This window comes from Streptomyces sp. NBC_00631, from assembly GCF_045206895.1.
Taxonomy (GTDB): Bacteria; Actinomycetota; Actinomycetes; order Streptomycetales; family Streptomycetaceae; genus Streptomyces.
In genome coordinates this window covers 2,686,138-2,699,720 of sequence record NZ_CP107734.1, presented here as the reverse complement: position 1 = coordinate 2,699,720, position 13,583 = coordinate 2,686,138, and the positions used below count along the sequence as shown (strand labels likewise).

Genomic DNA, 13,583 nt, shown 5'->3' with positions numbered 1-13,583 from the left:
GGCGTCAGGGCACGTGCCTTCTGGCTCTCAGTGCCAGGCTCAACGCCAGGACCACCTGTGGGTCGTCGAGGTCGGTGCCCAGCAACTCCCCGATGCGGGCGAGGCGGTTGTAGAGGGTCTGCCGGTTGAGGTGGAGTTCCCGGGCCGTCTCCGCCTTGCGGCCCGCGTGCGCCAGATAGGTCTCCAGGGTGGGCAGCAGCGGCGGCTTGGAACGGTGGTCGTGGTCGCGCAGCGGGCCGATCGCGCGGTCCACGAAGGCCGCCAGGTCGGGGTGGTCGCGCAGCCGCCACAGCAGGAGGTCGATGTCGAGGCGGCGCGCGTCGTACCAGGGCCGGTCGGAGAGGCCCTGGGCCGCTGTCGCCGTCGCGGCCGAGTGCCGCAGTCCAGCCGACGCCGCCGCCCAGCCGCCGGCCACCCCGACCACCACGACCGGGGGAGCGGCTCCGGGGCGCTGCATACCGGCGCGCTCCACCCCCGCCCGGAGCGCTGCCGCGACCCGGTCCGCGACCGTCGTCCGCTCCGCCTCCGAGCGCAGGCCCACGAGCAGCGGCACGCGGCCCTCGACCGGTCGTACGCCCAGCAGGACCGGCACGCCCACGGCCGCCAGCTCCTCGCCGACCGCCCGGGCCAGCACCGCCCAGCCTCCGCCCGGGGACAGGGAGTCGCCGACCCGCATGACCACCGGCAGCAGCGGGCTGCCGCCGGGCTTGAAACCGAGGACACGGGCCTGCGCCGGGGCGTCCTCGGCGGTGATCCGGCCCTCCGCGAGGTCGGTCAGGAAGTCGCCGCGCCCACGCGCCGCCAGCTCCTCCTCCTGGCGGGCCTGCATCAGCACGACGGCCAGGATGCCCGCCGCGCGGTCGGCGGCGATCCGGTGCACGGGCGCCAGCGGTCCGCGCACCGGAAGCAGGACCAGCCGGGCCCGCACCGACCCCGCCCCCGGGCCGCCGCCGGGCACGTCGACCAGCACCGCCCCGGTCGGCGGCGGCGCGTCCTTGTGCTGACCGCGCAGCCCCTCCCACACCTGGAGCGGATCCGCCCCCTCGGGCCCCGATCCGGCCGCGTACAGCAGCCGGCCGTCGGCGGTCTCCAGGAAGACCGGGTTGCCGCTGAAGTCGGCCAGGATCGCCAGCACCTGCGGCACCCCGCCGCCGCCCAGCAGGGCCTCGGTGCAGCGGCGGTGCATCTCCTCGGCGCGCTGGAGGAGCGCGTAGTGGTGGTTGACGATCTCGGTGTGGATCTCCTCGGTCACCGTCACGAACGGCACCTCGCGGTGCAGCACGACCAGCGGCAGTCCCGTCGAGCGGGCGGTGTCGACGAGGGTGGCGGGCAGCCGGGAGAACCGGGCGCCCAGCTCCACCACCAGGGCGGCGATGCCCCGCTCGGCGAGCGTGCGGACGAACGCCCGCTGGTCGGTCGGCCGGGTGCCCAGCCCGTAGCCGGTGGTGAGCAGCAGTTCGCCGCCCTTCAGCAGCGAGGCGATGTTCGGCACCTCGCCCGCGTGCACCCAGCGCACGGTGCGGCCCAGCCGGTCGGCGCCCGCCAGGATCTCCGGGAGCCCGCTGCGCAGCGTGGGCAGCTCCAGCGCCCGCTGCACGGTGATTCCGGCGCCCTGGGTGTCGAGTCCGCTGCCCGTACCGCTGTCCATGGAGCGGACGCTACCTGGGTGAACGCGTCCACGGCACCTTCCGCTAGAGCGGTCTGATGTTGTGGTTGAAGCGGAAAACGTTGTCGGGGTCCCAGCGCCGCTTCACCTTGCCGAGCCGCAGCGCGTTCCCCACGCCCAGACCGGCCCGCACCCGCTCCGGGCTCTCGTCACCGACGAGGTTCAGGCAGACCGCGCCGGTGGACCACGGCCGGACCGCGGTACCGGCGCCCCGCACCCACTCGATCACCCGTTCGTCGTCGCCCGGGTCCGCCCAGATCCCGAACGGATGCACCACCCAGGCCGCGTCCCGGTACGGCACCGGGTACTGACCCGGTCCGGAGGCGATCGCGCCGCCCAGCGGGACCAGCACCAGCCGGCTGCCGGTCGGCACCGGCATCCCCGCCGCGCCACCGCACCAGGCGTCCACCGCCGCGTCGGGCAGGCCGGCCAGACACTCGGCCGACCCGTGGTTGCGCAGCCCGGCCGGAACGTCGAGCATGCCCTGCACCTCGCTGTACGGCATCGCGCCGACGACCTCCGCCGCGTGCGGCAGCGCCAGCAGCGGCTCGGCGACCCCGCGCAGGCCTTCCTCGTCCCCCACGTACGTCACGAGGACGGCGCACACCGGATCGCCGCCGACAGTGAGGTACAGCACCGTGCCGCCCACCTCGTCGGGGCCGGTGCGGATCACCTCGCGGAAGGCGCGGAGGACGTTCGGGCCCGACGACGGCGGGAACAGCAGCAGCGCGGTCGTGAACACCGGCAGCTCGTGCAGTCCGAGGGTGAGCGCGGTGGCGACGCCGAAGTTCCCGCCACCGCCGTGCAGGGCCCAGAACAACTCCGGATTCTCGTCGGCGTCGGCGCGGACACGCTCCCCGCCGGCGGTGACCAGTTCGACACCCAGCAGGTGGTCGACGGCCAGGCCGAAAGCGCGGTCCAGCCAGCCCGTCCCGCCGCCGAGCACGAAACCGGCGACCCCCGTGCCGGAGGCTCGGCCGCCGGTGGTGGCGAGACCGTACGGCTGGGTCGCCCGGTCCAGACGGCCGATGGTGGCGCCGCCCTGCACGCGTACGGTCTTCGCCACCGGGTCGACGCTCACCTCGTGCATCCGGCGCAGGTCCACCACCAGCGCGGCGTCGGCAACCGCCGAGCCCGCCACACCGTGCCCACCGCCCCGCACCGCGACGTGCAGGTCCAGCTCCCGGCCGAACCGCACGGCGCGGACCACGTCGGCGTCGGCGGCGCACTGGGCGATGACGGCAGGCCGCCGGTCGATCATGCCGTTGAAGACGGCACGGGCGTCGTCGTACCCCGGGTCCCCGGGGGCGAACACCTCGCCGACCAGATCCTCGCGGAGCTCAACGAGTGCCGTGCGTGCCTTCGAGAGGGGAGCCATGGCTGCCCCCTTCCGGAAAGGGGGGATTCCTTCTTGACCAGCCTAAGGAGGGGCGTGCCCCTCAGGGGCGCGGGGCTCCGTCTGACATGCGGCTGCCGCCGCGCGGGCGCGACCAGCCCCCACGCACCCGCAGACAACCGACGACCGACGGCGCTACCCCCCGTACGCGCCCGACGCCGTCAGCCGCAGCGCCGTGTCGATCAGCGGCACGTGGCTGAACGCCTGCGGAAAGTTCCCCACCTGCCGCTTCAGCCGCGGATCCCACTCCTCCGCCAGCAGCCCGAGGTCGTTCCGCAGCCCGAGCAGCTTCTCGAACAGCTTGCGGGCCTCGTCGACGCGCCCGATCATCGCGAGGTCGTCGGCCATCCAGAACGAGCATGCCAGGAAGGCACCCTCGTCACCGGGGAGGCCGTCCACGCCCTCGTCGCCGCCCGAGGTCGGGTAGCGCAGGATGAAACCGTCCGACGTGGACAGCTCCCGCTGGATCGCCTCGATGGTGCCGATGACCCGCTTGTCGTCCGGCGGCAGGAACCCCATCTGGGGGATGAGCAGCAGCGAGGCGTCCAGCTCCTGGGAGCCGTACGACTGGGTGAAGGTGTTGCGCTCCTTGTCGTAGCCGCGCTCGCAGACGTCCCGGTGGATGTCGTCGCGCAGCTCCGTCCAGCGCTCCAGCGGGCCGTCCGCGTCGCCGGACTCGATGAGCTTGATGGTGCGGTCGACGGCGACCCAGGCCATCACCTTGGAGTGCACGAAGTGCCGGCGCGGCCCGCGCACCTCCCAGATGCCCTCGTCCGGCTCGTCCCAGTGGTCCTCCAGGTAGCGGATGAGCTTGAGCTGGAGCAGGGACGCGTAGTCGTTGCGGGCGAGGCCGGTCATGTGGGCCAGGTGCAGGGCCTCGGTGACCTCGCCGTAGACGTCCAGCTGGAGCTGGTGGGCGGCGCCGTTGCCGACCCGGACGGGCGCCGAGTTCTCGTAGCCGGGCAGCCAGTCCAGCTCGGCCTCGCCCAGCTCCCGCTCGCCCGCGATGCCGTACATGATCTGCAGGTTCTCGGGGTCGCCGGCGACCGCGCGGAGCAGCCACTCGCGCCAGGCGCGGGCCTCCTCGCGGTAGCCGGTGCGCAGCAGCGAGGACAGGGTGATGGCCGCGTCGCGGAGCCAGGTGTAGCGGTAGTCCCAGTTGCGGACACCGGCGATGTCCTCGGGGAGGGAGGTCGTGGGCGCGGCGACGATGCCGCCCGTGGGGGCGTAGGTGAGGGCCTTGAGGGTGATCAGCGAGCGGATCACGGCCTCGCGGTACGGGCCGTGGTACGTGCAGTGCTCGACCCACTCCCGCCAGAAGTCCTCGGTCGCCTGCAGCGACTGCTCCGGCTCCGGCAGCGGCGGCGGCTCCTTGTGCGAGGGCTGCCACGAGATGGTGAACGCGATCCGGTCGCCGGGGGCGACGGTGAAGTCCGCGTAGGTGGTCAGCGACTTGCCGTAGGTCTCCGCGGAGGTGTCGAACCACACCGAGTCGGGGCCGGCCACGGCGACCGTACGGCCGTCGTGCTTGTGCACCCAGGGGACCACCCGGCCGTAGGAGAACCGCATGCGCAGCACCGAGCGCATCGGCACCCGGCCGGTGACGCCCTCGACGATGCGGATCAGCTGGGGCGCGCCGTCACGCGGGGGCATGAAGTCGGTGACCCGGACCGTGCCGCGCGGGGTGTCCCACTCCGACTCCAGGATCAGCGAGTCGCCCCGGTAGGTGCGGCGCGTCGCGGTCGCGGGCTGGGAGTCGGCCGCGTGCGCCGGGCCGAGCCGCCAGAAGCCGTGTTCCTCCGTGCCGAGCAGACCGGCGAAGATGGCATGCGAGTCGAAGCGGGGCAGGCACAGCCAGTCCACTGTGCCGTCCCGGCAGACCAAGGCGGCGGTCTGCATGTCTCCGATGAGTGCGTAGTCTTCGATGCGCCCGGCCACGTGCAACTCCAGTCGAACGGCCACGTCACCCCCCAGGCAGAGGGGGGCTGTCGCTAGTGCGGTCAAGGGGGGTTGTTGTTGTGCGTCGTTAAGCGGTGAAGCAAAGCAGCCCGCCGTGCCCTGAGGCAAAACGACAGTCATAGCTCAACGAACTGCCAAGCTCTCGTGTTCCGGGAGTGACGGGCGGGGGTGTGCCGTGTTTTCCGGCCGGCTCGGCAGCGAGTGTCCGAGCAGGATACGACGCACGTAGATGATCTGCGTGCCGCTCCGGGCAACCTGTGTGGGCCGAACGGGTGAGCGCCGAGTGAAAAGCCGGTAAGGCAGATACCACGTCTGTGCCGACCTGTGTACGGAGCGTGGCCGGAGGCCATCTCTCCACGGCGCTGATACCCTGGTAGCCCGTGGACCGGTGGGCACGAAACCCCCGAACCGCAGCGACGGCCCCACCCCCGGAAACTCCCGGACGGCAGCCGTACCGCACGACAGACCGCGACCACGGGAGCCCCCTCTTGGCCATGCCGCCGCATGCTTTCAAAAACAGCGCAGCCACGACGACCAAGCACATCTTCGTCACCGGGGGTGTCGCCTCCTCGCTCGGCAAGGGCCTGACGGCCTCCAGCCTGGGCATGCTGCTCAAGGCCCGGGGCCTGCGCGTCGTGATGCAGAAGCTCGACCCGTACCTGAACGTCGACCCGGGCACGATGAACCCCTTCCAGCACGGTGAGGTCTTCGTCACCAACGACGGTGCCGAGACCGACCTGGACATCGGCCACTACGAGCGTTTCCTCGACCGCGACCTGGACGGCTCCGCCAACGTCACCACAGGTCAGGTCTATTCGACGGTGATCGCCAAGGAACGGCGTGGCGAGTACCTGGGCGACACGGTCCAGGTCATCCCGCACATCACCAACGAGATCAAGCACCGCATCCGCCGCATGGCCACCGACGAGGTCGACGTCGTCATCACCGAGGTCGGCGGCACGGTCGGCGACATCGAGTCGCTGCCGTTCCTGGAGACGGTCCGCCAGGTCCGGCACGAGGTCGGCCGGGACAACGTCTTCGTGGTGCACATCTCGCTCCTGCCGTACATCGGGCCCTCCGGCGAGCTGAAGACCAAGCCCACCCAGCACTCCGTGGCCGCCCTGCGGAACATCGGTATCCAGCCGGACGCGATCGTGCTGCGCTGCGACCGCGAGGTCCCCACCGCGATCAAGCGCAAGATCTCGCTGATGTGCGACGTCGACGAGGCCGCGGTCGTGGCCTGCCCGGACGCCCGCTCGATCTACGACATCCCGAAGACCGTGCACGGCGAGGGCCTGGACGCCTACGTCGTCCGCAAGCTGGACCTGCCGTTCCGCGACGTGGACTGGCGGACCTGGGACGACCTGCTCGACCGCGTCCACAACCCCGATCACGAGATCACCCTCGCGCTGGTCGGCAAGTACATCGACCTGCCCGACGCCTACCTCTCGGTCACCGAGGCGCTGCGCGCCGGCGGTTTCGCCAACAAGGCCCGCGTGAAGATCAAGTGGGTGACGTCGGACGACTGCCGGACCCCGGCCGGCGCGGCGGCCCAGCTCTCCGACGTCGACGGCATCTGCATCCCCGGCGGCTTCGGCGACCGCGGTGTGCTCGGCAAGGTCGGCGCCATCCGCTACGCCCGCGAGAACCGGATCCCGCTGCTCGGCCTCTGCCTGGGCCTGCAGTGCATCGTGATCGAGGCCGCCCGCAACCTGGCCGACATCCCGGACGCCAACTCCACCGAGTTCGACTCCGCCACCGGCCACCCGGTCATCTCCACCATGGCCGAGCAGCTGGACATCGTCGCCGGCGAAGGCGACATGGGCGGCACCATGCGGCTCGGCATGTACCCGGCCAAGCTGGCCGAGGGCTCCATCGTGCGCGAGGTGTACGACGGCAAGGAGTACGTCGAGGAGCGGCACCGCCACCGCTACGAGGTGAACAACGCCTACCGCGCGGAGCTGGAGAAGAAGGCCGGCATCCTGTTCTCCGGCACCTCCCCGGACGGCAAGCTCGTCGAGTACGTCGAGTACCCGCGCGACGTCCACCCCTACCTGGTCGCCACCCAGGCCCACCCGGAGCTGCGCTCCCGCCCGACCCGCCCGCACCCGCTCTTCGCAGGCCTGGTGAAGGCCGCGGTCGCGCGTCAGCAGGGCGCCGTCGAGCAGGGGAATTCGAAGTAACACACCGGTTGTACGGTGGCCGGGGCGCATACCTTCAAAGGTGAGCACCCCGGTTTTCTTTTCTGCAGGTGGCAGGCGCGTGGAAGGGCGGCACGGCATGACGATCAAGGACACCCCCGAGGAGTGGGAGATCCGGGCGACCGAGACCCCCTTCGTGGGCAACAAGACCTCGGTCCGCACGGACGAGGTGGTCATGCCCGACGGGTCGGTGGTCCGCCGCGACTACCAGGTGCACCCCGGCTCGGTCGCCGTCCTCGCCCTCGACGAGGAGGACCGCGTGCTGCTCATCCGCCAGTACCGGCACCCGGTCCGGCAGAAGCTCTGGGAGATCCCGGCCGGCCTGCTCGACGTCCCCGGCGAGAACCCGCTGCACGCGGCCCAGCGCGAGCTGTACGAGGAGGCGCACGTCAAGGCCGAGGACTGGCGGGTGCTGACCGACCTGTACACCACCCCCGGCGGCTGCGACGAGGCGGTACGGATCTTCCTCGCCCGTGACCTGTCCGCGGCCGAGGGGGAGCGTTTCGCGTCGGAGCACGAGGAGACCGACCTGGAGTACGCGCGCGTGCCGGTCGACGAGCTGGTGCGCCTGCTGCTCGCCGGTGATCTGCACAACAACTGCCTGGTGACGGGCGTCCTCTCGCTGGTCGCCGCCCGCACCGGCGACGGCCTCGACGCGCTGCGCCCGGCCGACGCGCCCTGGCCGGCCCGCCCCTTCGAGTCCTGAACCACCGATCGGACGACCCGGTGTGACCATCGCCTGATCCGATCGGGCGATGCGCCCGCCGCGCTCCGCCCGGAACGTCCGCGCACGTGAACTAGGCTCGACGCGATTGAGCCGATACGCCCGAACCGGAGCCCCGGCGGGCCTGCGTGTGCGGTGGGACGGGAGTGTGGCCCGTGACGGATCAGGCGGTGGACACAGGCGGCGCACGGCGCTCGGCGCCCGCGGCCACGGACGACCGGTTCCTGGGCCGTACAAGGGAGTTGAAGGAACTGCGCGCCGACATCGAGCGCGCGGGCCTGGACACCATCGCCGGCCGCAAGGCCCCCCGTGCCCGGGTACTGCTGATCGCGGGCAGACCCGGTTCCGGCCGCACCGCCCTCGCCGGGGAACTCGTCCGGCAGGTCGCCGCCGCCTACCCCGACGGGGTGCTGCGCGCCCGCCTCACCGAGCCCGACGGCACCCCGGTCCCCGTCGAGCGCACCGCCCGCGACCTCCTCACCGCCCTGCGGCTGCCCACCCCGGCCGGCGCCGCCGCGGACGACCTCACCCACGCCCTGCGCACCGCCCTCGCCGAACGCCGGATGCTGCTCCTGCTCGACGACGCGCCCGGTGCCGAAGAGGTCGACGTCCTGCTCCCCGACACCCCGGACTGCCTGGCCGTCGCCGTCTCCGGCGGCCCGCTCACCGGCATCTCGGACGTCCGCCCGTGCACCCTGGGCGGCCTGGACACCAAGTCGGCCGTGGAACTGCTCAGCCGGTACACCGGCTCGGTCCGCATCACCGTCGACCCCCGGTCCGCCGAGTCGCTGGTCGAGGTGTGCCAGGCGCAGCCCGCGGCGCTCGCCCTGGCCGGCGGCTGGCTCGCCGCCCGCCCCCAGGCCGCCGTCTCCGACCTCGCCAAACGGCTGCACGCCGAGCCGGACGACGGCACCGCGCTGGCCCGGGTCCTCCGGTTCGCGCACGACCAGCTGCCGGCCCAGTCCGCCCGGATACTGCGCCTCCTCAGCCTGGCCCCGGCCGGCCTGGCCGACCCGCACACCGCGTCCGCCCTCGCCGGCTGCTCGGTCGACACCGCCCGCACCACCCTGGACGAGCTGGTCCGGCTGGGCCTGCTGCGCCCCGTGACCTCCTCGCTGCCCCAGTACGAGGTCCCTGGCTGCCTGCACCCGCTGCTCCGGGCGCTGGCCGAGAGCCAGGAGCGGGCCGCGGAGCTCCAGCTGGCCCGCGCCCGGATGCTGGAGCGCACGGTACGGCTGCTGCAGTCCTGCCGGGCGATCACCGAGACCGACAACCCGCAGGCCCGCGAGAAGCTCCAGGCGCTCCCCCGCGAGCTGCGCTTCCCCACCCCCCGGGCCGCCGCCGACTGGCTGTGCGGCCGGCGCCCGGCCCTGCTCGCCGCCGCCCGCGCGGCGGTCGCCGACGGCGAGCTCGACACGCTGGCCCGCCGTCTGATGGCGCAGCTGGTCAAGGCCATGGTGGCCCACCTCGGCACCCAGGCCGCGGCCCCCGACCTGTACGGCGTCCACGGGCTCGTCCTGGATGTCGCCCGGCGCCGCGGGCTGTACCGCGAGCAGGCCGCCGCGCTGCTGAACCTCGGCGACCTGGACGCGCAGACCGGGCGCACCGCGGCCGCGCTGGTGCGCTATCGGTCTGCTTTGGATGCCGGACGCAAAGCAAATGACCCGTACGCGACCGGTCGTGCAATGGAATCCGTAGGTGGCACGTATCAGGAGCTGGGGGACTACGACCGGGCCGCCGACTGGTTCGGCCGGGCCCTCGCCGAGCGCCTGGCCCGCGGCGAGCGTGCCGAGGCGGCCCGGCTCTACGGCCGCATCGCCGGCGCGCACACCTACGCGGGCCGGTACGGCGAGGCGCTGCGGTCCTGGCGGGCGGCTGTTTCCGGCCACCGCAAGAACGGTGATGTGCCCGCGCAGGCAAGGGCGTTGAGCGAGCTGGCCCGGGTCCAGGAGTACGCCGGCCGGCCCGAGGAGTCGCTGCGCACCTGCCAGGAGGCGGTCGAGTGGGCGCGCCGCGCCGAGGACACCCGGCTCCAGGCGGCGCTCCAGTTGCGGCTCGCCGACACGCTGGAGCGCCTCGGCGACTCCACCGCCGCGAGCCTGCACCGGTCGGCCGCCGAGCGCATGCTGGGTGAGGAGCCTCTGGACCCCGTGGGCCCCCCGGACCATGACTCCGAGCCGGAACGCGGCGCTAACACCTGCGAAATCCGTAGTACATCCGGCGAAGATTGATGCAATGAAAGGCTAGACAGTCGGAACACCTTCATTAAACTGGCTCTGCCGCCGGTTCTTCCGCGGTGTCTCCTGGTATGCCGCTGCATGCCGGGTATGTGTATCTATGCCCCCACACACCCTCTGAGCCAAGGACCGTGATCGACGTGAAGGTCGGCATCCCCCGCGAGGTCAAGAACAACGAGTTCCGGGTGGCCATCACCCCGGCCGGCGTGCACGAGCTGGTGCGTCACGGCCACCAGGTCGTCATCGAGCGCGGCGCCGGTGTCGGCTCGTCGATCCCCGACGGCGAGTACGTCGCCGCCGGTGCCACGATCCTGGACACCGCCGACGAGGTGTGGGCCACCGCCGACCTGCTGCTGAAGGTCAAGGAGCCGATCGCGGAGGAGTACCACCGCCTCCGCAAGGACCAGACCCTCTTCACCTACCTGCACCTGGCCGCCTCCAAGGAGTGCACCGACGCCCTGCTGGAGTCCGGCACCACGGCGATCGCCTACGAGACCGTCGAACTGCCCAACCGCGCGCTCCCGCTGCTCGCGCCGATGTCCGAGGTGGCCGGCCGGCTCGCCCCCCAGGTCGGCGCCTACCACCTGATGCGCGCCGCCGGCGGCCGTGGCGTCCTGCCCGGTGGTGTCCCGGGTGTACTGCCCGCCAAGGCCGTCGTCATCGGCGGCGGGGTCTCCGGCTGGAACGCCGTGCAGATCGCCATCGGCATGGGCTTCGACGTGACCCTGCTCGACCGCGACATCAACAAGCTGCGCGAGGCCGACCGGATCTTCGGCACCAAGGTCAAGGCCGTCATGTCCAACGCCTTCGAGCTGGAGAAGGCCTGCCTGGAGGCCGACCTCGTGATCGGCGCGGTGCTCATCCCGGGCGCCAAGGCCCCGAAGCTCGTCACCAACGAGCTGGTCTCCCGGATGAAGCAGGGAAGTGTCCTTGTCGACATCGCGATCGACCAGGGCGGCTGCTTCGAGGACTCCCGTCCCACCACGCATGCCGAGCCGACCTTCAAGATCCACGAGTCGGTCTTCTACTGCGTCGCCAACATGCCCGGCGCGGTGCCCAACACCTCCACCTACGCGCTCACCAACGCCACGCTGCCGTACATCGTGTCGCTCGCGGACAACGGCTGGGCGGAGGCGCTGCGCCGTGACGCCGCGCTGGCCAGGGGTCTCAACACCCATGACGGCAAGGTCGTTTACAAGGAGGTCGCCGAGGCGCACGGCCTGGAGCACGTGGACCTCGACACGCTGATCGGCTGAACCGGCCCCGACCCGCAAGTCACCTTTTCGTAAAGGCGATACGTCAACAAGCCGCGTCAATCGCGCACATCCGGCCGGACCTTGCCCGACAAGGTCCGGCCGGATGTGTGTATGGTCACTTTGCGACTTGCGGTCAACTCGCCTCGAACGTAACCCTTCGACCGATTCGCACACCGGTGAAACCTGCTGTGCGACGGCCGTACGCCCTTGACAGCGGGATGTTTCATTGCCGACACATCCTGCCGGGTCCGGCGGATTGTGTTGCTGCGAACACCCGACACGCCATAGAGTCGCCAACCGTCGGCATGGTGCCACGCTGACCTGTCTAGAAGTTTCCTGGTCACCAAGGAGGTAAGACGACTTGTGAATGAGTCGACATTTTCTCCCGGGGGTGGTCAACCAGGAATGCCGGTACGGGACCAGGGTCCCGCGGGGTTCGAGGCTGTCGGCTCCGTCGCGGTGCGTACCTTCGCAGCAGCCCAGAGTCCGCTGATCACGCGGACAGCACACCAGAGCATGGATGGCCATCACGTGAACGCCAGGGCCGGCGACGGAAGTGGCGCGCCCCACAACCAACTCGCCGACTACGACGAACTGCCCGACGGGCACTTCTACGACCCCGACGCCGAGTACGAGCCCGATCCGGAGTACGCGGCCACGCTCGCGCCCGACGCTGCCCGCCAGCGTCGCGAGCGCGTCGGCCCGACCGGGCGCCCGCTGCCGTACTTCCCGATCCCGGGCCCGGTGACCAGTCACGGCCCCGCGACGATCATCGCGATGTGCAACCAGAAGGGCGGCGTCGGCAAGACCACGTCGACCATCAACCTGGGTGCCGCGCTCGCGGAGTACGGCCGGCGGGTGCTGCTCGTGGACTTCGACCCGCAGGGCGCGCTGTCGGTCGGTCTCGGCGTCAACCCGATGGAGCTCGACCTCACCGTCTACAACCTGCTCATGGAGCGGGGCATGGCGGCCGACGAGGTCCTCCTGAAGACCGCGGTCCCCAACATGGACCTGCTGCCCTCCAACATCGACCTGTCGGCCGCCGAGGTCCAGCTGGTCTCCGAGGTCGCCCGCGAGTCGACCCTGCAGCGCGCCCTCAAGCCGCTGCTGCCCGACTACGACTACATCGTGATCGACTGTCAGCCCTCGCTCGGCCTGCTCACGGTCAACGCGCTGACGGCCGCTCACAAGGTGATCGTGCCGCTGGAGTGCGAGTTCTTCGCCCTGCGCGGTGTCGCCCTGCTGACCGAGACCATCGAGAAGGTCCAGGAGCGGCTCAACCCGGAGCTGGAGCTCGACGGCATCCTCGCCACGATGTACGACTCGCGCACGGTCCACAGCCGTGAGGTGCTGGCCCGTGTGGTCGAGGCGTTCGACGACCACGTGTACCACACGGTCATCGGCCGCACGGTCCGCTTCCCGGAGACCACGGTCGCCGGTGAGCCGATCACCACGTACGCCTCCAACTCCGTCGGTGCCGCCGCCTATCGCCAGCTCGCCAGGGAGGTGCTCGCCCGGTGTCACGCCGAGTGAGTCTGCCCGGGGCCGACGAACTGTTCCGTACGACCGGGGGGACGGCGCTGCAGCCGTCCACCCCGAGGCGCCCGGCCAACGGCGAGGCCCGGGTGCCGGCCCCCGCGGGGGAGAGCGACGAGACGGCGGCCGCGGCCGCCGAGGACGTGCCCCAGTCGGTGCCCGTGCAGGGCGGCGACGGCGAGGGCGCTGAGCACGTGGCGGCGGAGGCCGATCCGGCCGACGCCGGGGAGTCCCGCAACCGCGGGACGTCGGCCACGGTGGTGCCCTCCGGTCCGCGCCGGCAAGATGTGCAGGAAGGTTCTGGCGCCGACGCCCAGGGCCAGCCGCGCAAGCGCGGTGGCCGGGCGCCCGCCCGGCGGCCCAGCGGGCGCGAGCGGCACGACGAGAAGATCACCGTGTATGTCTCCGCCGAGGAGCTGATGGACCTGGAGCACGCCCGTCTCGTGCTCCGAGGAGAGCACGGGCTCGCCGTGGACCGGGGCCGGATCGTCCGCGAGGCGGTCGCCGTGGTCCTGGCCGACCTGGAGTCCCGCGGGGAAGCGAGCATCCTCGTACGACGGCTGCGGGGTCGGTAGTCGGCCGAGTGGGCGGTAAGCGGTAGCCTGCGA

The 13,583-nt window shown here is 71.8% G+C and carries 9 protein-coding genes; 6 read left to right on the top strand and 3 right to left on the bottom strand.

The window, feature by feature from the left end:
• Window positions 1-4: 4 nt before the first annotated feature.
• The 3 genes from OHB00_RS12360 to OHB00_RS12350 form a co-directional block, all read right to left on the bottom strand.
• Window positions 5-1,648: a PucR family transcriptional regulator gene (locus OHB00_RS12360; RefSeq protein ID WP_406434182.1), complete on the bottom strand. Its 1,644-nt coding sequence runs from the start codon at window positions 1,646-1,648 to the stop codon at window positions 5-7.
• Window positions 1,649-1,691: 43 nt separating this feature from the next.
• The gene (locus tag OHB00_RS12355; RefSeq protein WP_406434180.1) at window positions 1,692-3,044 is read right to left on the bottom strand and encodes an FAD-binding oxidoreductase; all 1,353 of its coding nucleotides are present in this window, start codon (window positions 3,042-3,044) and stop codon (window positions 1,692-1,694) included.
• 153 nt (window positions 3,045-3,197) lie between these two features.
• Window positions 3,198-5,000 (bottom strand): glycoside hydrolase family 15 protein, encoded by a 1,803-nt coding sequence (locus OHB00_RS12350; protein WP_406445746.1) that lies wholly within the window; start codon window positions 4,998-5,000, stop codon window positions 3,198-3,200.
• A gap of 515 nt (window positions 5,001-5,515) precedes the next feature.
• Here OHB00_RS12350 and OHB00_RS12345 point away from each other — a divergent pair.
• The 6 genes from OHB00_RS12345 to OHB00_RS12320 all read left to right on the top strand — a co-directional run bounded on the left by OHB00_RS12345 (window position 5,516) and on the right by OHB00_RS12320 (window position 13,550).
• Complete coding sequence (locus tag OHB00_RS12345; protein WP_406434178.1) at window positions 5,516-7,204, top strand: CTP synthase; 1,689 nt, start codon at window positions 5,516-5,518, stop codon at window positions 7,202-7,204.
• A gap of 97 nt (window positions 7,205-7,301) precedes the next feature.
• Window positions 7,302-7,928, top strand: a complete 627-nt coding sequence (locus OHB00_RS12340; protein WP_406434176.1) for an NUDIX domain-containing protein — start codon at window positions 7,302-7,304, stop codon at window positions 7,926-7,928.
• A gap of 173 nt (window positions 7,929-8,101) precedes the next feature.
• Window positions 8,102-10,177 (top strand): tetratricopeptide repeat protein, encoded by a 2,076-nt coding sequence (locus OHB00_RS12335; protein ID WP_406434174.1) that lies wholly within the window; start codon window positions 8,102-8,104, stop codon window positions 10,175-10,177.
• Window positions 10,178-10,314: 137 nt separating this feature from the next.
• Complete coding sequence (gene ald, locus OHB00_RS12330) at window positions 10,315-11,439, top strand: alanine dehydrogenase (RefSeq protein ID WP_406434172.1); 1,125 nt, start codon at window positions 10,315-10,317, stop codon at window positions 11,437-11,439.
• Between the two features lie 405 nt (window positions 11,440-11,844).
• Window positions 11,845-12,972, top strand: coding sequence for a ParA family protein (locus OHB00_RS12325; RefSeq protein ID WP_406434170.1), 1,128 nt, complete (start codon window positions 11,845-11,847; stop codon window positions 12,970-12,972).
• Entirely contained in the window at window positions 12,957-13,550 is a 594-nt protein-coding gene (locus OHB00_RS12320; protein WP_406434168.1) for a hypothetical protein, read from the top strand. Before OHB00_RS12325 ends, OHB00_RS12320 begins: the two co-directional genes overlap by 16 nt.
• Window positions 13,551-13,583: the final 33 nt, after the last annotated feature.